This window comes from Gammaproteobacteria bacterium, from assembly GCA_013817245.1.
Taxonomy (GTDB): Bacteria; Pseudomonadota; Gammaproteobacteria; order HTCC5015; family HTCC5015; genus JACDDA01.
On record JACDDA010000003.1, the window covers coordinates 1 to 25706 of the forward strand.

Sequence of the window (25706 nt, forward strand, 5' to 3'; positions counted from 1 at the left end):
GTCTTCTCGGCGATTGCCTCGCTGAGTGATATGGTGAGGGACTTTAGGAAATACGGCTCTGGCTTGTCTTGGCATAGCAGCAGCTTAACATGCATCAAATTTAAAGGGTAGCGTCCCCTTATTTTTCCCCTTATTTTACTAGAATTAATCTATTTATTTACAAGCAACATCTCGAGATTTAGGTGTCATTTCAACTTGATGGGTATTAATATTAATTATCCAATACTCGCAAATGGAAGAAAGTCGAGTCCTTGTGACGCCATCATCTGTACGATAAATCTCTCTAGGTCTTCTAGCCACCAACAGCCTATCACCATCTACTTTATATTCATCGACTCTAGAATCAATGACAATCTGCTTAGATCGTTCATTTCCTGTATACACAATATTAATTTCATTTCCACCGGCATAATTATATTCATAGCCATTGATGATAGGATCCGCGAAGTCTCCGACGCCAGGCCCCAAGAATTGACTAGCTACCACAAGTAACAACGCAAACAAAGTAAGCGCCACCAAAATCACTTTAATTGGTTTCTTGAGCGACATTGGGCTGTCCTGAATAGTGGATAAGAAAATCCGTACCTACAAATATTCCTGCGCCCGAAGCAAAATAGAAACCACCATAAGTTTCAAAGTTACGAACCGGATAATCAAGAATTTAAGGGGTCAGAGCCCATAAAAATATTCATAAATTCAAAGCCTTTAAATTCAAATTATTTTTAAACTTTCTCTGAAACACACTACTGCGCAAATGGATCCCGCAATAAAATATTATCATCGCGATCGGGACTTGTAGATACGATGTCTATCGGTATGCCCACTACTTCTTGCATTTTATGTAAGTAATTTTTTGCTTCGATAGGTAGTTTGTCAAACTGACGCACGCCTACTGTTGATGTCTGCCAACCTGGCATGTCGATGTAAACAGGTTCGCATGCGGCATACGCTTCTGCGCCTACAGGTGGCATGTCTAATTCTTTGCCATCTACTTTATAACCAACGCAGATACGCAGTGTTTCTAAACCATCTAATACGTCTAACTTTGTTACGCATAAACCACTGACGCTATTTATTTGTACTGCGCGGCGTAATGCTACTGCATCAAACCATCCGCAACGACGTGCACGTCCTGTGGTTGAACCAAATTCGTGGCCGCGTTTTGCAAGATGCTCGCCCATTGCATCAAACAATTCGGTGGGAAATGGTCCAGCGCCCACACGTGTGGTGTACGCTTTGGTAATACCTAATACGTAATCTAAATCTAATGGCCCCATGCCACTGCCGGTGCATGCACCGCCTGCGGTGGTATTGGATGATGTTACAAATGGATAGGTACCATGATCAACATCAAGCAAGGTGCCTTGCGCACCTTCGAATAAAATAGGTTTGTCTTGCGCGATCCAATATTGCACGCGTGTTGATACGTCATCCATCATCGGTAAAACATGTTCGGCAATTGCTAAAGTTTCATCGAGTAATTGCTGAAAATCAAAGGTGTCGGTTTTGTAGTAATGCTTTAACATAAAATTATGCACGTCTAACACTTCACCTAATTTTGCTGCGAAACGTTCACGATGTAATAAATCACCTAACCGAATTGCACGTCGTGCAACTTTGTCTTCGTAGGCAGGGCCAATGCCACGACCGGTTGTACCAATCGCCGCTGAACCGCGCGCGCGTTCACGCGCTTGATCGATTGCAACGTGATACGGCAAAATTAATGGACAGGCTTCAGAAATTTTTAAACGTTTACGTGCCGGCACGCCTTTGGCTTCGAGCATAGCGATTTCTTCCATCAACGCGCTGGGTGATACGACTACGCCATTGCCAATTAAACATTCTACGTTCTCACGCAAGATGCCCGATGGAATTAAATGCAATACGGTTTTTTCACCGTTGATAACTAAAGTATGACCGGCATTGTGGCCGCCTTGAAAACGCACGACGGCTGCAACACCGCGATCCGTTAACATGTCAACGATCTTGCCTTTGCCTTCATCACCCCATTGGGTGCCAAGTACTAATACATTTTTTGCCATGAGAGTCGCACTATATAAAAGGATTAAAGAGGTTTAACTTGCCAGCCTTGCGCAGTTTTTAACAGTTGTCTGTTACAACTTAATGCGGCTGGGTTAACAATTTTTTTTGTATCAGTTTCAGGTAATGCTTGAATCACACATTCGCCTTGCGCTCGCAACGTGGTGATCGCTTGCCATAGCGCGGCTTCATCTTGCGCACTCACAACGGGCGCGTAAATCGCTGCAATGTTTTTTATGTCGTGCGTGGTTAAACGCATCAAGGCATTTAAATCCGTGCTAAATCCTGTTGCTGCACGCGGCCGACCAAACACGGCACCGATACCGTCATATCGACCACCGCGTGCTACTTCTTGACCTTCACCTGGCGCATAAGCGGCAAACACAACGCCCGTTTGGTGATAGTGATAACCGCGCAATTCTGCTAAATCAAAATGTAAATTTAAATCCGGTGCGCGCTGTTGTACGCCTTCCGCTACCTGTGTTAAATAATCCAATGCTTCAACGACTTTTTTGCCTGCGGCTTTTAATTGCGTGCGGGCTTTGTTTAATACACTGATGTCGCCGTTTAGTTCGACTAACGCTAATAACATTGCCTGCGCATTTGCATTCACTTTATTCGCAGTCAGATATTCACGAATTTCAACCAAGGCTTTGCGCTGTAATAAATCAAACACCGTATCCGTTTGCGCTTTATCAAAACCCGCAGCATTCGCTACTTCACGATAAATGCCCACATGACCAATATCAATATAGAGTTCTTGTAAACCTGCCGCACGCAAGGTTTCGATCATCAAGCTGATGATTTCAATATCACTCGCCGGACCTTCATGGCCATATAATTCTGCGCCGGTTTGCACAGGACTGCGCGAACCTGCAAAACCATCGGGGCGTGTGTGCAATACAGTGCCGATATAACATAAGCGTGTGGGTTCATCGCGGCGTAATTGATGCGCATCAATACGTGCTACTTGCGGCGTCATGTCTGCGCGTATGCCCATCATGCGACCATTTAATTGATCGGTGATTTTAAATGTTTGTAATTCTAAGTCACTGCCTGCGCCGATCAACAATGATTCTAAATATTCAATCAACGGTGGAATAACTAACTCGTAGCCCCAGCTAGCATATTGATCTAATAAACGACGACGCAACAATTCCAAGCGCGCAGCTTCTTGCGGCAAAATTTCTTGAATGCCTTCGGGTAATAGCCAGCGATTGTCGGTCATGTGTTTTTTTATTTACCTAAAATTTTTCAGCTTAACCAGTACAACAACACAACGCCCAACAACATGCTGCTCAAACCACTGATACGCAATGCACGATCTGGCATTAAAGCAATTTGTTGCATCATGTTGCGCCAACGTTGCGGCGCGGCAAAAGGCAACAAACCTTCTATCACGAGTAACAATGCAATACTGGTGACAATGCTATGCCACGCCATTAAACTTATCGCTTACCCGCTGAATCTTTCAGATAACGAAAAAAATCTGAATTCGGATCTAAAATAAGCATGTCGCCTTCTTTACCTAACGCATTGCGATACGCTTGCAAGCTTCGATGAAACGCATAGAACTCTGGATTGCGACCATACGCTTTTGCATAAATTTGCGCAGCTTGTGCATCACCTTCACCGCGAATAATTTCCGCTTCTGAATACGCTTTAGATAAAATTTCTTCACGTTCGCGCTCAGAACGTGCGCGCAGTTTTCTGGCTTCTTCATCACCGCGTGAACGGAAATCTTGTGCTGCGGCTTCGCGTTCTTTAATCATTCGATCATAAACGGATTGACTCACTTCACGCGAAAAGTCGACGCGCTTTAAACGCACATCAACAATTTCAATGCCGAGTTTTTGCGCTTCGATATCTACATTTTTGCGCACTACATTCATGATTTCAGTACGATCACCCGAAATAACTTCTTGAATAGCACGCAAACCAAACTGACCTTTTAATGCATCGACAATAGTACGACTTAAGCGATCGTTCGCCATCGTCATACTGCCACGACCAGTAGCCTTATAAAACTTGGTTATGTCAACAATTCGCCATTTTACAAAAGCGTCTACTTCGACATTTTTCTTTTCAGCCGTTAAAAATTTTTCAGGCGGCAAATCAACTGTTTGAATACGCTTGTCAAATTTGCGTGCTGATTCAATAAAAGGCCATTTAAAATGCAGACCTGGCTTGTAATCCGCTTTGACAATTTTACTGAGCTGAAAACGAATGGCGTATTCGCGTTCATCAACGGTAAACGTGCTTAACCAAAAGACTAAAAACGCCGTAAATACGATAGCGGCAATCGATGAAACTTTAACCTTCATAAAGAGACTCCTAAATAATCTCTAAGGGAAATCGCGCGAACGTGGATCATCGCGGCCATCTTGAGCGCTTACACCTGAAACACCGGATTGTTTAGACGCAGCGCCGGTGTTGCTATTAAAATTGCCAGCACGCGTAGCGTTGTCAGGTGTTGCATTTTTGTTTTTGAGGATTTGATCTAAAGGCAAATACATCATGTTGCCGCTGCCCTTCACATCCACCATCACTTTAGAACTTTTGCTTAATACTTCTTCTACCGCTTCAATATATAAACGCTCGCGTGTTACTTTCGGCGCTTTTTCATATTCGGCTAATAGTTTTAAGAAACGTGAAGTTTCACCTTGCGCACTATTTACAATTCGCGCTTTATAACCGCGTGCTTCTTCAATATATTGTTCCGCACCACCACGCGCAACAGGAATAACTTTGTTGCGGTAAGCTTCTGCTTCACTTAAAAAGCGTTCTTTATCTTCACGCGCTTTATTTACATCTTCAAAAGACGCTTGAACTTCTTCGGGCGCTTCTGCGCGTGTCATGTTCACTTTAATTACGTTAACACCGGATTTGTAACGATCCATGATTTCTTGCAATAACACTTGGGTACGTTGCGCAATATCTTGACGGCTTTCTTTAATAACGTAATCCAAAGTATTTTTACCGACGATTTCACGAATCGCACTTTCGCTCGCTTGGCTCAAGGTACTTTCTGGATCTTTCAAATTAAACAAAAAATCGGCGGGATCAGAAATATTAAACTGAACTTCATATTCAACATTTACGATGTTTTCATCTTTGGTCAGCATGCGCGCAGTGTTTTTCATGGTGCGATAAGAAGACACGTCGATAATTTCACGCGATTGTACAAAGAGCGGAACCCAATGAGGGCCTGAGCCTACGGTATCCACATGGCGACCAAATTGTTTGATAACGGCGCGTTGGGTTTCATCGACGACAAAAAAGCCGAACAAGAACCATAAAGCAAAAACGACCGCTAGAATGATCATATACATTCTATTTTCGTCGTTACCGCCGCCTTTACCGCCAAAAAAATCGCTTAGCTTGCGAAAGATTGCATCGACATCATTGGAGTTATTGGTATTACGTTTACCCCAAGGGTCTCGCGGGCTACCGCCCGGCTCATTCCAAGCCATGTGAATATCCTCATTACGGTTCGAGATATTAAGAAGTGAATTCGGTGTGCATTCTAGGGGGGAGCGGCGGCCGCCGCAACCGATGAAACAGTTATTACTGAGTGACTTGATCGCTTAATTGATCACCGGCTTGATCAGTTATTTGATCAATGGCTAAACCCATTTGGTGTAGATGATCTTTGCGTAAACAGACATGCAAGAGACTATCGCCATCATTTTGCGCTTGTTCACTGAGTACTGCGCCCGCTTCGTAAAGCTGTGCGCGCTGCTTGGCCGCCTCGGGTTTTAAGCGTATCCAACCGCGAATCAATTCACCGGCAAAACAATTAACAATAGCTTGCTGTAATTCACTTAAACCTGCGCCCGTTTGTGCAGAAACATAGGCGGCGCGCGGCCGGCCATCTGGATCGGCGACGCACATGGGAGGTTGGCCAGAAAGGTCGATTTTGTTGTAAACCAATAATTGCGGGACGTCGGCAGCACCAATTTCGCGCAAAACTTCGTTGACCTTATCTATATATAGGTCACACAGCTCATCATTGGCATCAATGACGTGTAGCAACAAATCCGCTTCACGCGTTTCCAACAGCGTTGAACGGAACGCGGCAATCAGGTCATGCGGCAAATCGCGTACGAATCCTACCGTATCGGCCAACACGACATGTCCCAAACCCGGTAAGGCTAAACGTCTAACCGTAGGATCCAAGGTGGCGAATAATTGGTCGGCTGCGTACACATCAGCCACGGTCATGCGATTGAATAAAGTAGATTTGCCGGCATTGGTATAACCAACCAACGATACTGTTGGCACTGCGGCTTTTTGCCGAGAACGCCGATTTTGATCACGTTGCTGCGCGACTTTATCGAGCTTGTCTTCCAAAGAACGGATTCGCTGGGCGATTAAACGGCGATCGGTTTCGAGCTGCGTTTCGCCGGGACCGCGTAAACCAATACCGCCTTTTTGACGTTCTAAGTGGGTCCAGCCCCGCACGAGCCGTGACGATAAATGTTTAAGCTGCGCTAGCTCCACTTGCAGCTTGCCTTCAAAACTGCGGGCGCGTTGCGCAAAAATATCCAAAATCAAACCGGTACGATCAAGCACCCGGCAACCCAAGACTTTTTCTAGGTTACGCTCTTGGCTAGCACTTAAGGGGCGACTAAAAAGTACGATTTCTACTTTATGCTCTTCCACTTGCAAGCGGATTTCTTCAACTTTACCACTGCCCACACAATAACGCGGATCAGCTCTGTTACGCTGCGCGCTAATAGTGGCAAGAGGATCGGCGCCTGCGGAAACGGCTAAGGCGTGAAATTCTTCGATGGCTCCGTCCCCGCGACGAGGACCAAATTGCACATCAACTAATAAGGCTCGTTCCCCGTGACGGGGTCGTTCAAATAAATTCCAACCCATTTATGTCACGGAGTGCGAGCGCATAGATTACTCGTCAAAACTAATGTTGATTGGTTTTGAAGGCACGATGGTTGAAACAGCGTGCTTGTAAACCATTTGGCTAACCGTGTTTTTCAACAAGATCACAAACTGATCAAATGATTCTATTTGTCCTTGCAGCTTGATGCCGTTGACCAGAAAGATCGAGACGGGTACATGTTCCTTGCGCAAGGCATTCAAAAAGGGTTCTTGTAGGTGTTGCCCTTTTGCCATATGCGTTCTCCAGTTAAGTTTTTGTTTGGTTTCAAATAATAAGACAACTTCATTACGTACAAATTCTAGCACAGTGCGGTTAATTCGTTGCGCATCTACGAATTTTTTGCGATGAACGTATCGATCATTGCTGCAAATCGTTCAACTTGTTGATGCAGATTGCATTCAAGCGGATCTTGAATACATAAAGCCTGCTCCGTGCGCAACCACGTTAGCTGCCGTTTGGCTAGCTGACGCGTAGCAATAATACCCTTATTTTGCAGAGTTTGCCGATCATATTCGCCCTCTAAATAATTCCACACTTGACGGTAACCTACCGCACGGATCGATGGCAAAGTTTTGTATAGGTCTTTGCGCGTGCGTAATGCAATCACTTCATCAATAAAACCTTGTTGCAACATTAATTCAAAACGTTGTGCAATACGCGCATGCAACTGTGCGCGATCATCAGGTACCAACGCAAGTTTTAATATGGGTGCTGGCCATGCATGCGGAGGTGTTGCTTGTTGCAAACTTGTCATTGTTTGTCCGCTAATTTTTTGTACTTCTAATGCACGCAAAATTCGCTGCGGATCATTGGGATGAATGCGTGCAGCAGCAACGGGATCTAATTGCGCTAAACGTTGATGTAATTTTTCTAAACCTTGTGTAGTTAATTCGTGTTGCAATGCGGCGCGTATTGCAACATCCGCATCGGGCAAATCTGACAAGCCTTGTAACAACGCACGAAAATACAACATGGTACCGCCGACTAAACACGGCCATCGGCCTTGTTGCCACGCCGTTTGAATGGCTACACGCGCATCTTCAACAAATCGCGCAGCGGAATAAATTTCTGCTGGATCACAAATATCAATCAATGCATGTGGCGCACGCAATAAAGTTGCTGCATCAGGTTTTGCAGTGCCGATGTTCATGCCACGATAAACCATGCCGGAATCAACACTGATCAAACTCAAGGGCCAACGCTCTGCTAAAGCCATCGCCAAATCAGTTTTACCCGATGCGGTGGGCCCCATTAAACAAATTAAAGGTATGCTCATGCGAATAAAATTTATTGGCCACGCATAAATAATTTATCCAACTGATCAATATTCAGCTGAATCCAGGTAGGTCTGCCATGATTGCATTGACCGCTGCGCTCGGTAATTTCCATATCACGTAACAGTGCATTCATTTCAGGCAAGGTTAATTTACGATTTGCACGAATGGAAGCATGACACGCCATGGTTGATAATAATTCATTGCGCTCATTTTCAATGCGCTGACTACGACCATGCTCAGCTAAATCTGCCAACACATCTCGCACTAATGCATCTATATCCGCTTCTTTTAGCAAACTTGGCACTCGTCGTACCGTTATAGTTTCAACACCCGTACGATGCAATTCAAAACCATATTCTTCAAAAGTAGTTTGATATTGTTCCGTTAAATCAGCTTCACGTTGACTAACGTTCAAGGTCAACGGCAACAACAACGGCATTGACAACATCGCAGCAGCATCATGTTCAACTTTTAAACGCTCGTAAGTGATGCGCTCATGCGCAGCATGCATATCAATCATCACCAGACCTTGCGCGTTTTCAGCCAAGATATAAATGCCATGCAATTGCGCCAGCGCATAACCTAGTGGTGGCGTATCCCTATTTAAATTTGGATTTAAATTTGGATTTGATGGATACGATTGCCCAATGTGGTTGAATCCAGTGTTGCTAGATGCGGTGCTGTATAACGCTTGATAGGTCGCCAAGGATTCATGCACGGCATTGTTCAAAAGGTTTAACGAATTATTTTGTGGTGTTGCCCAACCATTTGATAAGTCTATACGTCTTTCAAAAGCATTTTCTTTTAAACCCGAATTAACATGACCGGCGCGTGCGCTGGCTAAGACTTTATGTAAGGTCTTATAAATAAAATCGTGGACTAATTGACTATCACGAAACCGCACTTCGTATTTAGCCGGATGCGCATTCACATCTACCAAGGTTGGATCCATTTCTAAATACAAAACATAAGCAGGATGACGACCATGAAACAAAACATCTTGGTAAGATTGACGGACTGCATGCGTCACTACTTTATCGCGCACCATGCGGCGATTAACATAAAAATATTGCATGTCGGCTTGGCTGCGTGAAAACGTCGGCAATCCAACCCAACCGGACAAGCGCAAACCCGCACCGGACTCATCAAAATAAATACTTTGTTCCAACAAACCTTTGCCACACACTGCATTTACACGTATGGCTTGTGATTCAGCGCCCACTGGAATTACAAAAATTGCTTGTTGGTTATGACTCAAACGAATTTCAGCATCAGCACAGCCTAATGCTAACCGTTTCACCATTTGTTCAATATGACTAAATTCGGTTTTATCGACGCGCAAGAATTTGCGGCGCGCGGGTACATTAAAAAATAAATCTCGTACTTCAACCGTTGCACCTTGTGCATGACGCGCAGGTGCGATGGTAAAATTTTGTCCGTCGATTTCCCACGCTTCACTTGCGTGTTGCGCTTGAGAAATTAATCGCAGATTTGAAACGGATGCAATACTGGGCAAGGCTTCGCCGCGAAATCCAAAAGAGCCCACACGTTCTAAATCATCCAGCGATGCGATTTTACTGGTGGCATGGCGATCTAACGCCAGCGCTAATTGTTCGCGCTCAATACCATAACCATTATCACGCACGCGAATAAGACGTTTACCGCCTGCTTCGATATCAATATCAATGCGCGTCGCGCCCGCATCTAAACTATTTTCTAATAATTCTTTAACCACAGACGCAGGTCGCTCGATGACTTCACCGGCCGCAATTTGATTAATTAATAAAGAAGGTAATTTTTGAATCAGTGGCATTACAGTCTCATCGCGAGGTCGGTCGACGTTACAACATTTCAACGAAGGGTATTATCCTAATTCACGCGCTGAGCCGCTAGCTTAATAGACAAAGCGTCATGCACGAGAGGAAAGCGAGACAGAAAAACCGAAGGTAATTAGTTTTGAGCGACCGTATGAACCGATTGCGGTACTTCTTTGATGCCGCGATATTGATAAGCTAACCACGTACCGGGCGGCGCTTTACGAGCAAAATAGCGTTTTAAACCACCGACAATGCCGGTCGCCATTTTTTGTTGATACGCTTTATCACCCAGACGTTTTTCTTCTTTGGGATTTGAGATAAACGCAGTCTCAATCAAAATTGATGGGATATCAGGTGATTTTAAAACGACAAAACCGGCTTGTTGCACAGTTTTACGATGCAATTGCGCAAAGCGTTTAAGCTCACTTAAAATTTCACCACCCACATCTAAACTGGATTGAATAGTAGCGGTTTGAGACAAATCGAGTAGCACCGATGCCACCATTTTATCTTTGTCACCCAAACTCACGCCGCCGATTAAATCTGATGCGTTTTCGCGATCCGCTAACCATTTAGCTGCTTCCGACGTTGCGCCTTTTAATGATAATGCGTAAACCGATGCGCCGGTTGCATTAGGATGATTAATCGCATCCGCATGCACTGATACAAACAAATCTGCTTTGTGGGCACGCGCTTTATTAATGCGATCACGTAATGGTAAATAATAATCTCCATCACGAATCAGTACCGCTTTCATGCCTTTTTCACGTTCAATGCTGTCAGCAAGTACCCGCGCAATCTGTAACACGACATCTTTTTCACGCGTGCCATAACGACCGCTAGCGCCGGGATCTTTACCGCCGTGACCTGCATCAATCGCAATCACAACATCGCGTAAACCTTTTTCATCAAATAAATTTTTTACTGCCGCCGTAGTCGTGCTTGCGGTGGGCGAAGGCACTGGTAATGCAGGGATGACTGCGGTCGCAGGCTGTATCGGTGTTGATGCCAATACCGATGAAGTTACCGAAGCAGATGCTAAAGCCGGCAACGCAGGTGTCGTAAACAAATCCAAAACCAAACGATAACCTTGACCGCTTTCAGGTTTTAATAAAAAACTTTGCGGGCGCACGTGCTGATTCACATCTAAAACAATGCGCAAGCCCACTGGGTTAACGCGATCATTGCGCACCGCGCTACGAATACTGCGCACGATAGGCGCGCCCATCACAATTTCAGGGAAGGATTTGTTGAGAATAACGGCATCAAGATCTATCACGACCCGATCGGGATTATTTAAGGTAAACACGGAATGCCGGATCTCGCCGTCCAGTTCAAAAACCATACGTGTGCGTTCTTCTACCACCGAAACCCGCAGCTCGCCCATGGTGGCAATACGAGTGGCGGCATTAACAACAGGACTGGATAGCAATAGCAGCACCAGCGCATGGCTAGCGAAAATTTGAAGAGAACGGGTGATCAGCGACATCGGTGATTTCATTAACACGCTGGTTCCTAACAAAAAGTGCATCTAACAGTTCAGCAATAGTGTCTGAGAACTATAGGCAATTGCAAGGATTTTTTCAATAAAAATAATAAGATACAAGAACTTTGTAATGTAACAACCTAGGATTTTAGAGCGGCTAACCACGCCTCCCCTTGTGTTGAACAAGCCTGTAATTGGGCTTCGCGGCTGCTTATATTGTCGACATCCTGCCTACCAACGGGTAGCGTCAAGGTAATCAACAAATCGGGTTCCGGTAATACCCCTCGTCCTCGTGAGGGCCATTCGACCAACAAAATAGCGTCTCCAAAATAATCACGAATCCCCATTTCTTCGAGTTCATTGGGATCCATTAAACGATATAAATCAAAATGATAGACCACTGGCTGCACATCCTCATAAACCTCAACCAAGGTATAAGTAGGACTTTTCACCAAACCTTGATGACCCCGCGCACGTAAAAAACCGCGCGCAAAACTGGTTTTACCGGCGCCTAACGAACCTTCCAGATGGATACACGCATGCAACGGCGCAGCATGCGCAACTTCGGCCGCTAAAGCCGCGGTTGCCGTTTCATCGATTAAATAACGTGTGATCGTCAACGCCATTTTTTATATGCCGTTAACTAAATCACGCAGCGGATTCCACATATCGCTGGCGATTAACCCACGCGGCGTTTGCCCCGCTGCGCGATCACCCGCGCAAGCGTGCAACAACACACCCATACGCGCCGCTTCCGTTAAAGAAAATCCTTGTGCTAATAAAGCCGCAATCACGCCCGTTAAAACATCACCCATGCCAGCGGTTGCCATGCCTGAATTACCGCGATCGCACAAACTAATATCTAAATGCTCAGGTTCACACACTAAACTGCCCGCGCCTTTTAACACTATGCGCGCGCCGAAACGTTCGCTTAATGCTTTAGCCGCATGAAAGCGATCATGTTGAATAGTGGTCGTGGTGACATTTAATAAACGCGCCGCTTCACCAGGATGCGGTGTCAAAATCCAATCGCGATGTTTAACCGGATCTTGTGCTAACAAATTCAAAGCATCAGCATCAACAATCAGCGGTTTATGTTGCAACAACACTTGGCTAAACAAACGTCGCGCCCATTTTGATTGACCTAAACCAGGGCCAATCGCAATCACATCTGCACGTTGTATCAATGACAGTAATTCACTGCCGGTATCAACGCCATGCACCATTAACTCGGGATGTCCGACATTTAATGCAGAGGCATGTTCGATCCGCGTAGCGATAGTCACTAAGCCCGCACCACAACGCAGTGCAGCAACGGCAGCTAACAATACCGCACCACTCATGCCTTGATCGCCACCAATAATTAATACATGGCCATAACTATTTTTATGCGCATTTCGCGCACGCGGTTTTTGACAAGCGCGTAAATGTTTAAGTGTTAAACGCTGCGCCGCTGCCGATGTTTCTGTGCACAGTGGCAGCATCAAATCATCAAACACTAATTCGCCAACATGATCTGTCGCTGCAGCGGTAAACAAACCTTGTTTTAAACCCACAAATGTTATGGTTGCAGTGGCGCACACCGCAACACCTAACACGCGACCAGTATCCGCATGTAAACCAGAAGGTAAATCCAACGCGAGAATAGGTGCTTGTGCGTTATTGATGGCATGAATGACTTCTGCAAAGCGCCCTTCTACTTCGCGCTGCAAACCAATGCCTAATAATGCATCAACAATTAAATCTGCCGTGGCTAAACTTTCCCAGGTGTTAACGACCACACCTGCACTTAACCACGCTTGCGCCGCGGTTGCTGCATCGGCTTGTAAATGCTCTATCGAAGTAATTGCAACAACGGTAACGTGCGCACCAGCGGCTTGCGCTAAACGTGCAAAAACATAACCATCGCCGCCATTATTACCCGCGCCACATACGACGGTAATACGTTTATTGCTAAGTTGATTATTAAGAAATCGAATTCGTGCAAATGCGAGCGCCGCAGCGCCCGCACGATTCATTAATTCATAAGCAGGTATATGCAGCTCTTCAATCGCCCGTCGATCAAATTCTCTGATTTGATTCGCACGGTATAAAGCAGTCGGTAAAACATCTACTGTGTCACCGTTATACATACATCACTAACGCAAACGAGGTTCTAACATTGCTTGCACGCCAAATTGAACACCATTGCGCACTTCGCTTAGCAACGTTTCCATAAAGGTTTTCTTGCGGCCGTAATGTTGCAATTCTTTTTCGCCAATAACTTCGCGCGCAACATAATCTACACTGGCTAATTCATCAACCAAACCTAAATTAATACCTTGCTCACCCGTCCAGATCAAACCAGTAAATAACGTTTCATCTTCTTTTAAGCGATTACCGCGTTGCGCTTTAACCGCATCAATAAATTGTTTATGCACTTGATCCAATAAATTTTGCACATGTTGTTGTTGCTCAACATTCACAGGCGTAAAGGGATCTAACATGCCTTTATTATTACCCGCTGTTAACAAGCGACGTTCAATGCCTAATTTGTCCATGGTTTTTACAAAACCAAAACCATCCATGCGCACACCAATAGAACCTACAATACTGGCTTTCGCGGCATAAATTTTTTCCGCACCGGCAGCAACATAATAACCACCGGATGCACCGACATCTTCAATTACTGCATATAACGGCACATCAGGATATTCCGCACGCAAACGCACCATTTCATCATAGATATAAGCTGATTGTACTGGGCTGCCGCCTGGACTATTGATACGTAAAATCACGCCTTTAGTACCGGAGTCTTCAAACGCATCGCGTAATGAATCTATCGTATCTTGTGCGTTGGCATCGCCATCCGCTTCAATGACACCTAACAAATCAACAACCGCCGTATGTGAACCTGTGCTAACGGTACCTTTGCCAGAAAACGCACTCATGGCCATTAACACGCCGATGTAGCCAAAAAATAATATAATAAACACAATTCGCCAACGACGCGTACGACGTTGTTCATGCAAGGAAGCCATGGCGAGGCGCGTTAATAATTGGCGCTCCCAATTTTGTTCGGTGTTTTGTACATCTGCTGATGAATTAGATGATGCTGAATTTTCGGTATCTTGCATGCTCAATTCCTCGTTATTCTAAATTTTAGCGCATCTGCTAAGCAGAGGCTTTGCTCACTTGCAGCTCACGCTGCGTCAGCCATGATAGCAGATGCGTCACGTCTTCCAGTATGGTCAAAGGCGCAAATTTTTCTAAATGACTAGGATCATGCGCGCCCCATGCGACTGCCACAGCGTGCATATTGGCGGCCTTAGCCATTTCAATATCAAATTCGGTATCGCCAATCATTAAAGCCGCACTTGCGGGAACATTAAACGCTTCAAGTAACTCGTGTAACATTTGCGGGTGCGGTTTAGATTGGGTTTCGTCAGCGCAACGACTCGCATGAAACAACGGCGCCAATGCAACGTCGTCTAATACACGATTCAAACCTAAACGACTTTTACCGGTCGCAATCGCCAAATAATAACCTTGTGCACGCAAGTCGTGTAAAAAAGGCTCGACGTTCGCAAACATCGCCGCAGGCGTCACATTCAATTCTAAAAATTGACGTTTGTATTCTTGCACCAAGGTTTCATGTTGTGCTGCGGTCACGCCTTCGGGAAATAAATATTCAAATGCTTGATAAATACCTAAACCAATAATATGCCGTAACGCAGCATCCGTGCGCGCGGGCAACCCCGCATGCGCGATAGCGGCGCGTAAACACGCAACAATTTTTGCGGCGGAATCCATCAAGGTACCGTCCCAATCAAAAATCAGTAATTGATAAGGATTTTGTTTCATGTCAACGCCTCGAGCACTGCATTTAATTCAAGCGTTAACGGCGCCGTGTAATCATGCTGTTCATCGGCATAATCAAACATCAAATGACTGGCGTGCAAAAACAAACGCTTTAAACCTGCCTGCTGTTTTAATGCTTTATTCAAAGCTCGATCACCGTATTTTTCATCACCGGCGACAGGATGCCCAAGACCCGCAGCATGCACGCGGATTTGATGCATACGACCTGTTTCAATTTGAATTTTCACTAAGGAATGTTCGCCATAATATTCTTGTACATCAAAATGGCTAATAGCCGCTTTACCTTCTTCATCAATTTCAACCACACGTTCGCCACTGTTCATGCGGCCGCGCAACAAAGCATAATCAACCCGATGTTTACCTTTAGGCAAACGTCCACACAATAACGCTAAATAATATTTCTGCACTTCGCGACTACGCCATGATGCTTGCAAGGTCAATAAAGCTTCGCGTTGTTTAGCAAGCACTAAACAACCACTGGTTTCTCGATCTAAACGATGCACTAATTCGGCATGCGCGTATTGCTCACCCATTTCGCGCAACGCTTCAATCAAACCAAAACGCAAACCCGAACCACCGTGTACAGCCAAACCCGCCGGTTTATTCAACACTAAGATCGCGGCATCCTCATACATAATGGATTGCCGCAGTTGCTGCAAAACCTCATCAGGAATAATCGCAGGAGGCGCGTCATCACCAAGATGCAAAGGTGGAATGCGCACCAGATCGCCGATTTGCAAACGATATGTAGGTTTGATGCGGCCTTTATTTACGCGCACCTCGCCTCGCCGCAAAATACGATAAATAGCGCTGCGCGGTACGCCCTTGAGCTGATTCAATAAAAAATTGTCGATCCGTTGACCAACGGCGTACTCATCTACGGTCAACCAGTTCACTTTTGCCGTCTGCGTCACGCTGTGCCTCGGAAAATTTAAAAAAATCAATTAGTTGAAGAGCATTGGAGACTTGGTATATCATCCAATGGTCTGTCGGGAGGCGGATTCTAGCTGGTCGCTCGAATGAGAGCCATCAACATAACCTTCCGCCACAAATTGTTTTCTGAATGAACGAGCTCAACCGCTCGATCTTTCACAGAAAGGATGCGCTAGCGAAATACTAGCGGTGTGTGCAACCCGCTCCATCACGCTTGAACGCATCTGTAGCACAACAACAGCCGAGTAACGAAATGACCTATTTCATGACGCAGCTTCTAATTATCGCGTTACGGATTATTTGCCAAAGCCCACCGACAATCTGTCGGTGGCTTCGTTTGCGCTGTCTTCTTGCATCAGATGTGTTAAGCCTGCTTTTGGAGCACGCTATAACTATTAACAGGTTTATTACTTATGAAACGTATGCTTATCAACGCAACCCAGTCCGAAGAACTGCGCGTTGCTCTGGTCGATGGCCAGAAACTCTACGACCTTGATATTGAGGTTCCTGCTCGCGAACAGAAAAAAGCGAATATCTACAAAGGTCGTATTACTCGCATAGAGCCTAGTCTCGAAGCGGTGTTTGTCGATTATGGCTCTGAACGCCATGGCTTTTTATCTTTCAAAGAAATCAGCGCTAATTATTTAGATCAAAACGGCAGCGACGAAAATACGCGTGTGTCCGTTAAAGACTCGATCAAAGAAGGCCAAGAAATTATTGTCCAGGTCGACAAAGAAGAACGTGGCAATAAAGGCGCCGCTTTAACCGCTAAAGTGGGTTTAGCAGGTCGCTATTTAGTTTTAATGCCTACCGATCCCCGCGCAGGTGGCGTATCACGCCGCATTGAAGGCGATGATCGTTCTGAAATTCGCGAAGCCTTAACTGAAATTACCATTCCTGAAGGCATGGGCGTCATCGTACGCACAGCCGGCGTCGGTCGTTCTGCTGAAGAACTGCAATGGGATTTAGATTATCTCGTCAATGTGTGGACCGCCGTCACCACTGCAGCCACCGAACGTGCAGCGCCTTTTTTAATTTATCAAGAAAGCAATGTCATTATTCGCGCACTGCGTGATCATTATCGTTCCGACATTGGTGAAATTTTAATTGATGAAGAAGCGATTTTTCATCAAGCGCAAAACTTTTTAAAACAAGTTATGCCGCGTGATTTGCGCAAACTCAAGCGTTATATTGATCCAGTACCTTTGTTTAATCGTTTCCAAATTGAATCGCAAATTGAATCAGCTTTTGAACGCGAAGTTACTTTGCCTTCTGGCGGCGCGATTGTTATCGATCACACTGAAGCCTTGATCTCTATCGACATCAACTCCGCACGCGCTACCAAAGGTGCAGATATTGAAGAAACCGCGCTCAACACAAATCTTGAAGCTGCTGACGAAGTTGCGCGTCAATTACGTTTACGCGACTTAGGTGGTTTAGTGGTTATCGACTTTATCGATATGACCTCTAATCGCAATCAACGTGAAGTTGAAAACCGTTTAAAAAATGCGCTGAAGATTGATCGTGCACGCGTACAGATTGGTCGCATTTCACGTTTTGGTTTATTAGAAATGTCGCGTCAACGTTTGCGTCCTTCATTAGGCGAATCTAGCCAAATGACCTGTCCGCGTTGTCATGGTCACGGCTCTATTCGAGGTGCCGAATCACTAGCACTTGCGATGTTACGCTTGATCGAAGAAGAAGCGATGAAAGACAACACGGCGCGTGTAGTTGCACAATGCCCAGTTGAAGTCGCCACTTTCTTAGTAAATGAAAAACGCCAAATCGTGGTCGATATTGAATCACGCAATAAAGTTGACGTACTGATCGTGCCTAATCCCGCAATGGAAACGCCTAACTATTTGGTCGAGCGTATTCGTCTATCGGAAAGCACCGCTTCAGAAAGTAAGAGCAGTTTTGAACATGCCACCGTCAAAAAAGAAACAACGCCTTTAGTTTCACAACACGCGAAACCTAAAGCTGAAGAACCGGCGGTGAAAGAATTAATTCCACAAGCACCGGCTCCCAAAAGCTTGATGAGTCTATTAACCCGTTTATTTAAGTTTTTATTCGGCGGCAAAAAGAAAAAACGCCCAACTCAACAAAACCGTGACAACAATAGACCGCATAACAATCATCGTCATGCGAACAATAATACTCGTCGCAATAATAACAATCGTCCACAACGTAGTAATAACGCTCAACAGAATGAGTCACGTACGACGAACGAGCCGCGAAATAATACTGCGCAAAATAATGACTCGCGCAATAACGAACCGCGTCAGCAACGTCCACAACAACAACATCAACACCGCAATCCTGCACCCGCACAAGCGCAAGCACAAGCACAAAACACCTCCGCACCAGCGCCTATTACAGAAGCCGCTGCTACTCAGGTAGATGCTGCTGCCAACGGCGAGCCACGTAATGAGAAACGTCGCAACGGCAAACAAAATCGTCGTGGCGGTCGTGGTCGTAATCGTGGCAATAACAATGCAGTAAGCGGCAATGCGGAAACCAGTGTCAATCCAGAAAACTTCGCTAACAATCCAGTCAACGAAGATATGACACCGATTACCATCAATATTAGCGAACCTAATTATGAGCGGCCCGCACCCGTTGCAAAATCGATTCAATTCAATGAATCATCGCCAGTGATCTCGTTTGACAATAAAACAGACAGCGAACGCAGTCCTAATCCCGTCTCAATAAGTACTGTGGCAACGATTGCACCTAATATTGTCTCAGCACCTATTGTGGAATCAGTGCGCGAAACGTCGTATGCCCCAGAGGCCAAACCGACAGAAACTAAACCAGCAGAAGTTAAAGCCGTTGAGGTTAAAACTGTTGAAGTTAAAGCAGCTGAAGCGAAGCCAGTTGTTTCCACGCAAGACTTTAGCAACAACAGCACAACTGTGTCGCCTGCACCATCAGCACCAGCGACCAACGCAGCGACAAATGTAGCACCGGCTGCTTCAAGTAAATTACGGGAAATTAAACCTGGGATTTACACATTAACTAACGATACAACTGATAGCAGCAACGATTAAAATTTGTGTTTGTTAACAATGGATTGAAGCAGCCCATTCGCGGCTGCTTCAATCAAATCTAAAACCTCTTCAAAGCCCTGCTCGTTTCCATAATACGGATCTGGCACTTCACGCACTGCTAACTCCGCATAATCCAACAATAAGGCCACCGTGACGTTATTGGTCGCTCGTTGAGTTTTTACGCGACGACTTAGATCATTCACATTTTTCATATTGTCATCATCCATCAGAATCACATAATCAAAATGCTGCAAATCATCTGGCGTGATCAAGCGTGAACGTAACGCACCAATATCAATACCTCGACGCAAAATAGCCGCTTGCGAACGTTTATCGGGCGCATGACCAAGGTGATAACTATGAGTGCCGGCAGAATCGATATGGAAATGTGCCGTCAAATTCGCGCGTTCTACAGCGGCACGAAACACGCCTTCAGCCGTTGGTGAACGACAGATATTACCCATACAAACAAATAAGACCTTAATTTTATCGGCACTCATTTCGATAACTCGCTTAAGTATTGCTCACATTTTTTAAAATTTGGGGATTGCGCAATACAATCCCGTAAGATGCGTTTAGCATTCGCAGTATCTTTAGTCCGCAAATAATCACCCGCCCAATTAATATAACTGGCTTCTTTATTTGCCAGCAAAGTGCTACTGAATTTTTGTTTTTTATCATACACAATCGCCTTATCAATTTTAGCGATGGCAGCTGCCCAAGCTTTTTGCTGGCCTTCTTGTTGCGACCAATTCATATATAACAAAGACAAATGCGCGCTGCACATTGTATTTTTTAAGCAATCCGGCATCAGCTGCTGATAAGCATTTTCAGCTTCTTGAAACCTCTCTTGCTGCATCCAGCTTTGCATCATGCTTGCAAACACATTGTATAAATTTTCTTTAATGGTCGCATAACCTTCTATTTTAGATGGCATATTTTTTATAAGTTTTATCAATTCAGTCAAGGCAATATCATGCTGACCCGTATTTGCATACACAGCAATGCGCTGATACTTTAACCATGATAGTTTATTCATAATATCTAGCGAGCTCGCCCACTGCTTTTCTACGAGTGGAATATTAGGCCAAATCGCAGCATGCATTCTCGCTAACACGGCATAATCATTAGTGGCTTGCAAAGCATTAAATTCATTATTATAAAAAGCTAGCCGATTATTCTGAATTTTAAAATCTGCTAGCATCAGCCACGCGGCTATTTCCGACAAACGCCCCCGGTCCACTGCACTCATGCGCGAGCTCGCAGTGTGTTGCGAATTCATATTTAATGCCGCTAATTGGTACGGTGAAATTTTTTGTCGCTGCAAATAATCATCATAAGTTGCTGGATTTAAATTTAAACGACCAAACCAACCAGATCCTTGCTGTTCATAAAATTTTTTATCATGTACCCAGTTATAGCCATTCACTGAAGTTGTCTCAACTTCCACTTTTTTATTATTAGGGAAACTTAACTCCACAAACACATGTGACGGCATACTAACTACCGCAGCCGGTAAATCAAAATATCGTGCTAGCACCACATACAGGATTGTGGAACTGGCACAGTTATAACGCTGTTTAAGTAATACTTCGCTAAACTTACTTTGATTAGCCTCATAATGCGAAATATCATCGTGTGGCCCGCGAATCCCAAAAAATGTTTCGTGCATAGCACGATGCAACAACAAACCTTTCTCAACGGGATCTTTTATGGCGGCCAGAATAGGACGCTGCAGTTTTACAAAGTCTATTATTTGTTTTTTGTATTTTGCGAAACTTTTAGTATCCCGCACATCACCAGAAGCAATTAAATATAAAGCCAATAATGCATCGGGATCACCCGCCTCAATAGCAGCGCGATTTTTTAAAGTAGCCACTTCAAAATCCGTTAGCGGGCTCCAAATAGGCAAATCCGATCGACCATACTCCGCGCGCGGCTCTGCTGCTAACAAAGGCGTTGCTAGCATAAATAACAATACTGGCAAAAAATGTAATCTCACGAGGCCGCTCCATTAACAATCTGCGATTTTGATATTTTAACTTTAGCACAAGCCGTCACAAGACGTTACAAGCCTTGGGCTGGGTACTACTAAACATAATACTGCGAGTCAATCAGAAAATTTGAGCCTTCTTGTAATACAAACATGGTCTATACTCGAAGAAAACGTTATTCTCCAAAACCAGCATGAAACATGATTGGCTAGAAAATTTATTCAACATGCCCATTAATTGCAGAGACGCCGTAACGCAACATGTCCCGTCGTAAAATTAGAAAACACAAAGTTCGGCCTGTTACACCGGCTAAGCGACGGCATAAAATCAGCAAAAACATTTGGATTGCAGTTGGCTGCGTTATTTTTATTTTATTTTGTTATTTTGTTTATAAAGTTAATCGCTCTGAGTTAAATCGAATCAAAGATCGCGGTACATTGGTGATTTTAACGCGCAACACTCCCACCACTTATTACGAAAATACTGACGGCGAAACTGGCTTTGAGTATGACTTAGCCAAATTATTTGCTAATGATTTGCACGTAGATTTGAAAGTTGTAGTCCCTAATAGTTTTTCGGATCTTATTCCCACGCTCAGAGGTGGCGGTGGCAATTTAATCGCAGCCGGCATGACGATCACGGCAACGCGTGCGCAAAAAGTTGAATTTGGGCCAGCTTATCAAGAAATTACGCAACAGCTTATTTACAATACTGACGGTGATAATAAACCGCGTGAGATTAACGATATTCTCAATAGCAAAATCGAAGTCATCGCCGGCAGTAGTTTTGAAGAACGTCTTATAGAATTAAAAAAAGAATATCCGGCTTTAAAATGGACGGCGATCAAGGATATTGATCTTGATGAATTATTAGTGCGCGTTTCAACAGGAGCAATCGATTACACCATCGCCGACTCCAATGAGTTTAATATTCAAAGACGTCTCTATCAGAATTTAAATGTCGGTTTCAATATATCCGCGCCTCAACAATTAGCATGGGCATTTCGTGAAAATGTCGATCCTGCTTTATTAAAAGCGGCGCAAAAGTTTTTTGCAAGAATCACCACTGATGGCACGCTCACGCAATTAATGGAACGGCATTATGGTCATAACGGTGACTTTGATATTGTCGAAACCACAACTTTCCTACACCATATCAATGAACGCTTACCCACATATCAATCTTATTTTAAAATCGGAGCTGCGCGTCATGAACTCGATTGGCGTTTATTAGCGGCGCTTTCTTATCAAGAATCACATTGGCGTACGGAAGCCATTTCCCCTACCGGCGTGCGTGGCATTATGATGTTAACGCATGCGACAGCCGGGCATTTAGGAATTGCTAATCGTTTAGACGCAGAAGCCAGCATTTTAGGCGGCGCGCAGTATTTAAAAACATTAAAAGATAAAATGCCAACACGTATCAATGAACCGGATCGTACGTGGTTAGCGCTTGCCGCATATAACGTGGGTTATGGTCATTTAGAAGATGCGCGCATTCTCACCGAAACGCTCAAAAAAAATCCTGATCAATGGATAGATGTTAAAGAATCTTTGCCACTTCTCAGTCAACAGAAATGGCATCAACGAACTAAACATGGTTATGCGCGCGGACGCGAGCCGGTTATTTATGTGCAAAATATTCGCGGTTATTACGAAGTCTTGCTGTGGTTAGACGAACGCAATAAATCTAAACGCTGGGATGGCAATCAATCGCCTATTGGCAAAACAGCAGATTTGCCTTTGGCTTTTTAAAGCACATTTGACGCTTAAAAGCTCACGTTTTTAATTATCACACGGCCCTTTTTCCCGATTTCCACACGCTGGCTGACCCATATCCGCGTCCCCTCTGCGGCCAGTATTAGGTATAATGCGCCCTGCCATTATATTAGCCCGCTGAAATAACCCATGGAAACGCGATGAATCTCGGCCTTGCACAATTGCAATCCTATCCATTTGAAAAATTGGCCGCGCTCAAAGCAGGTATTACGCCCATTGCAGGAAAATCTGCGATTAATCTCTCCATCGGCGAACCCCAACACAAACCGCCTCAGCTCATTTTTGATGCGCTGCATGCCGCGCAAAATGATTTGCAGTATTACCCCAAAACCCGCGGCGAACTGGATTTACGCGAAACTATAGTGCAGTGGTTGAATCAACGCTTTGGTTTGACGACAGGCACATTACAAGCAGAGCGTCATATATTGCCAGTCAACGGTACACGCGAAGCCTTGTTCTCCATTGTGCAAACCGTGGTCGATAACACCCGCACGACCAAACCCACTATTTTAATGCCTAATCCGTTTTATCAAATCTATGAAGGCGCCGCGTTATTAGCGGGCGCAGAACCCGTATTTTATTCCACCGATGAAGACAATGATTTTCTGCCGGACTGGAACGCTATACCCGCCGATGTCTGGCAGCGTTGTGCGCTCATTTTTATTTGCTCACCTTCAAATCCTACGGGTCGCACCTTACCCTTAACGCACTTCAAAGATTTAATCGCGCTGTCTGATAAATACAACTTTGTCATCGCATCCGACGAATGTTATGCCGACATTTATTTTTCTGCGGACACTAAACCCATCGGCATTTTAGAAGCTGCCCAGTCATTAGGCCGCAGCGATTTTAAAAATTGTTTAGCATTTCATTCTTTATCTAAACGTTCCAATGTCCCGGGTTTGCGTTCTGGTTTTGTTGCAGGTGACGCAGCTCTCATTGAAAAGTTTTTTCTCTATCGCACGTATTTGGGTGGTGCAATGTCGCGCACTATTCAACGTGTAAGCATCGCCGCATGGCAAGATGAAGCGCACGTACAACAAAATCGCGCTTATTATCGTGAAAAATTTCAAGCGGTAATTGATATACTCTCCCCCGTTACTGACGTGCACTGGCCTGATGCAAGTTTTTATATTTGGTTAAAAACACCGATTGACGATACGATATTTACCCATGATTTATTTGCGCAACAAAACGTCAGCGTTTTACCGGGAAGTTTTTTATCACGCAATATCAATGGTCGCAATCCAGGTAATCAACGGATTCGTATGGCGCTAGTGGCCGAATTACCCGAATGCATAGACGCGGCTCAGCGTATGCGCGAATTTCTTCATCAACTTTAAATAAAGGCAATCTTGCACATGGCTGATTTACAAAAAATTATTGAAGACGCATTTGAAAATCGCAACGCGATTAATCCAAAGACCGTCGACGCCACCATTAAAAATGCAATTGAAGAAGCCATCACTTTATTAGATCAAGGCAAAGTCCGCGTCGCTGAACCAAAAGCCGAAGGCGGTTGGCAGGTTAATCAGTGGTTAAAAAAAGCGGTGCTGTTATCTTTTCGTATTCGTGACAACGCACCTATGGAAGCCGGTGGCTTCACGCGTTTTTACGACAAAGTAGATTCTAAATTTGGTCAATACACCGACCAACAATTACAAGACTCTGGCGTTCGTGTCGTCCCGCCGGCGGTTGCACGTCGCGGCAGTTACATCGCTTCCGGTGTTATCTTAATGCCTTCTTACGTAAACATCGGTGCATACGTTGATAGCGGCACGATGGTTGATACGTGGGCAACCGTAGGTTCATGCGCGCAAATTGGTAAGAACGTACACATCTCTGGCGGCGCAGGTATCGGCGGCGTGCTTGAACCGTTGCAAGCATCACCCACCATCATTGAAGATAATGTGTTTGTCGGCGCACGCTCTGAAGTAGTAGAAGGTGTTATTGTCGAAAAAGGCGCGGTAATTTCCATGGGCGTTTTTCTAGGACAAAGCACGCGTATTTATGATCGTGAAACCGGTGAAATTCATTATGGTCGTGTACCCGCAGGCTCAGTTGTTGTGCCGGGCAACCTTCCTTCTGAAGACGGCAAATACAGTTTATACGCCGCGATTATTGTAAAAAAAGTCGATGAAAAAACCCGCAGCAAAGTTAGCTTGAACGACTTGTTACGCCCAGATTAAGTTATTAATTATTTAAGTGGAACACATGTTAAAAATTTACGGCATTCCGAATTGCGATACAGTTAAAAAAGCCCGCGCTTGGTTAGAAACCAATGGAGTGGAATATCAGTTTCATGATTTCAAAAAAGACGGCTTAAGTGAAGCGCAGCTAGAAAAATGGCTGAAAATTATTGGTTGGCAAATATTGCTGAACAAACGCGGCACTACTTATCGTCAGTTACCGGATAAAGAAAAGTTAGCGCTCAACGAAGACAAAGTAAAAAAACTAATGCTGATACAACCGGCATTAATCAAACGTCCGGTAGTTGAAACCGACAAAACTACCTTTGTCGGTTTCAACGAAGCTGACTTTAAAGCGATTAATAAATAAAAGTCGCC

The 25706-nt window shown here is 44.7% G+C and carries 23 protein-coding genes; 5 read left to right on the forward strand and 18 right to left on the reverse strand.

The features are described 5' to 3' along the window. Positions 1–153: 153 nt before the first annotated feature. The 16 genes from H0W44_04615 to H0W44_04690 form a co-directional block, all read right to left on the reverse strand. Positions 154–549, reverse strand: coding sequence for a hypothetical protein (locus tag H0W44_04615; GenBank protein ID MBA3581719.1), 396 nt, complete (start codon positions 547–549; stop codon positions 154–156). A 194-nt stretch (positions 550–743) separates the two neighbouring features. Beyond that, positions 744–2042, reverse strand: coding sequence for an adenylosuccinate synthase (locus H0W44_04620; GenBank protein ID MBA3581720.1), 1299 nt, complete (start codon positions 2040–2042; stop codon positions 744–746). Positions 2043–2065: 23 nt separating this feature from the next. Then, positions 2066–3268, reverse strand: coding sequence for an ATP phosphoribosyltransferase regulatory subunit (locus tag H0W44_04625; GenBank protein ID MBA3581721.1), 1203 nt, complete (start codon positions 3266–3268; stop codon positions 2066–2068). Between the two features lie 26 nt (positions 3269–3294). Continuing rightward, entirely contained in the window at positions 3295–3483 is a 189-nt protein-coding gene (locus H0W44_04630) for a DUF2065 domain-containing protein (protein MBA3581722.1), read from the reverse strand. A gap of 5 nt (positions 3484–3488) precedes the next feature. After that, positions 3489–4364: a protease modulator HflC gene (hflC, locus tag H0W44_04635; protein MBA3581723.1), complete on the reverse strand. Its 876-nt coding sequence runs from the start codon at positions 4362–4364 to the stop codon at positions 3489–3491. Positions 4365–4385: 21 nt separating this feature from the next. Then, positions 4386–5513, reverse strand: a complete 1128-nt coding sequence (hflK, locus tag H0W44_04640) for an FtsH protease activity modulator HflK (protein ID MBA3581724.1) — start codon at positions 5511–5513, stop codon at positions 4386–4388. A gap of 94 nt (positions 5514–5607) precedes the next feature. Further along, positions 5608–6924, reverse strand: coding sequence for a GTPase HflX (gene hflX, locus H0W44_04645; GenBank protein ID MBA3581725.1), 1317 nt, complete (start codon positions 6922–6924; stop codon positions 5608–5610). A gap of 27 nt (positions 6925–6951) precedes the next feature. Then, positions 6952–7176, reverse strand: a complete 225-nt coding sequence (gene hfq / locus H0W44_04650; GenBank protein ID MBA3581726.1) for an RNA chaperone Hfq — start codon at positions 7174–7176, stop codon at positions 6952–6954. Positions 7177–7271: 95 nt separating this feature from the next. Continuing rightward, positions 7272–8219, reverse strand: a complete 948-nt coding sequence (gene miaA / locus H0W44_04655) for a tRNA (adenosine(37)-N6)-dimethylallyltransferase MiaA (GenBank protein MBA3581727.1) — start codon at positions 8217–8219, stop codon at positions 7272–7274. A gap of 11 nt (positions 8220–8230) precedes the next feature. Next, positions 8231–10033 (reverse strand): DNA mismatch repair endonuclease MutL, encoded by a 1803-nt coding sequence (mutL, locus tag H0W44_04660; protein MBA3581728.1) that lies wholly within the window; start codon positions 10031–10033, stop codon positions 8231–8233. Positions 10034–10170: 137 nt separating this feature from the next. Then, complete coding sequence (locus tag H0W44_04665; protein MBA3581729.1) at positions 10171–11424, reverse strand: N-acetylmuramoyl-L-alanine amidase; 1254 nt, start codon at positions 11422–11424, stop codon at positions 10171–10173. A gap of 239 nt (positions 11425–11663) precedes the next feature. Beyond that, positions 11664–12149, reverse strand: a complete 486-nt coding sequence (gene tsaE / locus H0W44_04670; protein ID MBA3581730.1) for a tRNA (adenosine(37)-N6)-threonylcarbamoyltransferase complex ATPase subunit type 1 TsaE — start codon at positions 12147–12149, stop codon at positions 11664–11666. A 3-nt stretch (positions 12150–12152) separates the two neighbouring features. After that, positions 12153–13655, reverse strand: a complete 1503-nt coding sequence (locus H0W44_04675; GenBank protein MBA3581731.1) for an NAD(P)H-hydrate dehydratase — start codon at positions 13653–13655, stop codon at positions 12153–12155. Positions 13656–13661: 6 nt separating this feature from the next. Further along, positions 13662–14639, reverse strand: a complete 978-nt coding sequence (locus H0W44_04680; protein ID MBA3581732.1) for a S49 family peptidase — start codon at positions 14637–14639, stop codon at positions 13662–13664. 37 nt (positions 14640–14676) lie between these two features. Further along, the gene (locus H0W44_04685; GenBank protein MBA3581733.1) at positions 14677–15366 is read right to left on the reverse strand and encodes an HAD-IA family hydrolase; all 690 of its coding nucleotides are present in this window, start codon (positions 15364–15366) and stop codon (positions 14677–14679) included. Continuing rightward, positions 15363–16298, reverse strand: a complete 936-nt coding sequence (locus tag H0W44_04690; GenBank protein ID MBA3581734.1) for an RluA family pseudouridine synthase — start codon at positions 16296–16298, stop codon at positions 15363–15365. The genes H0W44_04685 and H0W44_04690 overlap by 4 nt, the downstream gene beginning before the upstream one ends. A 432-nt stretch (positions 16299–16730) precedes the next feature. On the opposite strand from H0W44_04690, the gene H0W44_04695 reads away from it, so the two are divergent. Further along, positions 16731–19367 carry an Rne/Rng family ribonuclease gene (locus H0W44_04695; GenBank protein ID MBA3581735.1) on the forward strand — a complete coding sequence of 879 codons (2637 nt, stop codon included), beginning with the start codon at positions 16731–16733 and terminating at the stop codon, positions 19365–19367. Here H0W44_04695 and H0W44_04700 read toward each other — a convergent pair. Beyond that, positions 19364–19867, reverse strand: coding sequence for a low molecular weight phosphotyrosine protein phosphatase (locus H0W44_04700; protein ID MBA3581736.1), 504 nt, complete (start codon positions 19865–19867; stop codon positions 19364–19366). The two genes, H0W44_04695 and H0W44_04700, sit on opposite strands and share 4 nt — an antisense overlap. Then, entirely contained in the window at positions 19864–21369 is a 1506-nt protein-coding gene (locus H0W44_04705; GenBank protein MBA3581737.1) for a hypothetical protein, read from the reverse strand. The genes H0W44_04700 and H0W44_04705 overlap by 4 nt, the downstream gene beginning before the upstream one ends. Before the next feature lie 252 nt (positions 21370–21621). Between H0W44_04705 and mltF the strand changes: the two genes are divergently transcribed. The 4 genes from mltF (at position 21622) to H0W44_04725 (ending at position 25698) form a co-directional block, all read left to right on the forward strand. After that, positions 21622–23115: a membrane-bound lytic murein transglycosylase MltF gene (gene mltF / locus H0W44_04710; protein ID MBA3581738.1), complete on the forward strand. Its 1494-nt coding sequence runs from the start codon at positions 21622–21624 to the stop codon at positions 23113–23115. 164 nt (positions 23116–23279) lie between these two features. Next, positions 23280–24482 (forward strand): succinyldiaminopimelate transaminase, encoded by a 1203-nt coding sequence (locus H0W44_04715; GenBank protein MBA3581739.1) that lies wholly within the window; start codon positions 23280–23282, stop codon positions 24480–24482. Positions 24483–24500: 18 nt separating this feature from the next. Next, a complete protein-coding gene (gene dapD / locus H0W44_04720; GenBank protein MBA3581740.1) occupies positions 24501–25328 on the forward strand; it encodes a 2,3,4,5-tetrahydropyridine-2,6-dicarboxylate N-succinyltransferase in 828 nt (275 codons plus the stop codon). 25 nt (positions 25329–25353) lie between these two features. Further along, positions 25354–25698: an ArsC family reductase gene (locus tag H0W44_04725; protein MBA3581741.1), complete on the forward strand. Its 345-nt coding sequence runs from the start codon at positions 25354–25356 to the stop codon at positions 25696–25698. The last annotated feature ends 8 nt before the right edge of the window (positions 25699–25706 follow it).

Bases quoted from the DNA above. Each gene is read 5' to 3' on its own strand.
- H0W44_04715 (MBA3581739.1), top strand. From the start codon at position 23,280: ATGAATCTCGGCCTTGCACAATTGCAATCCTATCCATTTGAAAAATTG.
- hflK (MBA3581724.1), bottom strand. From the start codon at position 5,513: ATGGCTTGGAATGAGCCGGGCGGTAGCCCGCGAGACCCTTGGGGTAAA.
- mutL (MBA3581728.1), bottom strand. From the start codon at position 10,033: ATGCCACTGATTCAAAAATTACCTTCTTTATTAATTAATCAAATTGCG.
- H0W44_04685 (MBA3581733.1), bottom strand. From the start codon at position 15,366: ATGAAACAAAATCCTTATCAATTACTGATTTTTGATTGGGACGGTACC.
- H0W44_04680 (MBA3581732.1), bottom strand. From the start codon at position 14,639: ATGCAAGATACCGAAAATTCAGCATCATCTAATTCATCAGCAGATGTA.
- dapD (MBA3581740.1), top strand. From the start codon at position 24,501: ATGGCTGATTTACAAAAAATTATTGAAGACGCATTTGAAAATCGCAAC.
- H0W44_04695 (MBA3581735.1), top strand. From the start codon at position 16,731: ATGAAACGTATGCTTATCAACGCAACCCAGTCCGAAGAACTGCGCGTT.
- hflX (MBA3581725.1), bottom strand. From the start codon at position 6,924: ATGGGTTGGAATTTATTTGAACGACCCCGTCACGGGGAACGAGCCTTA.
- H0W44_04700 (MBA3581736.1), bottom strand. From the start codon at position 19,867: ATGAGTGCCGATAAAATTAAGGTCTTATTTGTTTGTATGGGTAATATC.
- tsaE (MBA3581730.1), bottom strand. From the start codon at position 12,149: ATGGCGTTGACGATCACACGTTATTTAATCGATGAAACGGCAACCGCG.
- hflC (MBA3581723.1), bottom strand. From the start codon at position 4,364: ATGAAGGTTAAAGTTTCATCGATTGCCGCTATCGTATTTACGGCGTTT.
- H0W44_04615 (MBA3581719.1), bottom strand. From the start codon at position 549: ATGTCGCTCAAGAAACCAATTAAAGTGATTTTGGTGGCGCTTACTTTG.
- hfq (MBA3581726.1), bottom strand. From the start codon at position 7,176: ATGGCAAAAGGGCAACACCTACAAGAACCCTTTTTGAATGCCTTGCGC.
- H0W44_04630 (MBA3581722.1), bottom strand. From the start codon at position 3,483: ATGGCGTGGCATAGCATTGTCACCAGTATTGCATTGTTACTCGTGATA.
- H0W44_04665 (MBA3581729.1), bottom strand. From the start codon at position 11,424: ATGGGCGAGCTGCGGGTTTCGGTGGTAGAAGAACGCACACGTATGGTT.
- mltF (MBA3581738.1), top strand. From the start codon at position 21,622: ATGTCCCGTCGTAAAATTAGAAAACACAAAGTTCGGCCTGTTACACCG.
- H0W44_04725 (MBA3581741.1), top strand. From the start codon at position 25,354: ATGTTAAAAATTTACGGCATTCCGAATTGCGATACAGTTAAAAAAGCC.
- H0W44_04675 (MBA3581731.1), bottom strand. From the start codon at position 13,655: ATGTATAACGGTGACACAGTAGATGTTTTACCGACTGCTTTATACCGT.
- H0W44_04625 (MBA3581721.1), bottom strand. From the start codon at position 3,268: ATGACCGACAATCGCTGGCTATTACCCGAAGGCATTCAAGAAATTTTG.
- H0W44_04620 (MBA3581720.1), bottom strand. From the start codon at position 2,042: ATGGCAAAAAATGTATTAGTACTTGGCACCCAATGGGGTGATGAAGGC.
- miaA (MBA3581727.1), bottom strand. From the start codon at position 8,219: ATGAGCATACCTTTAATTTGTTTAATGGGGCCCACCGCATCGGGTAAA.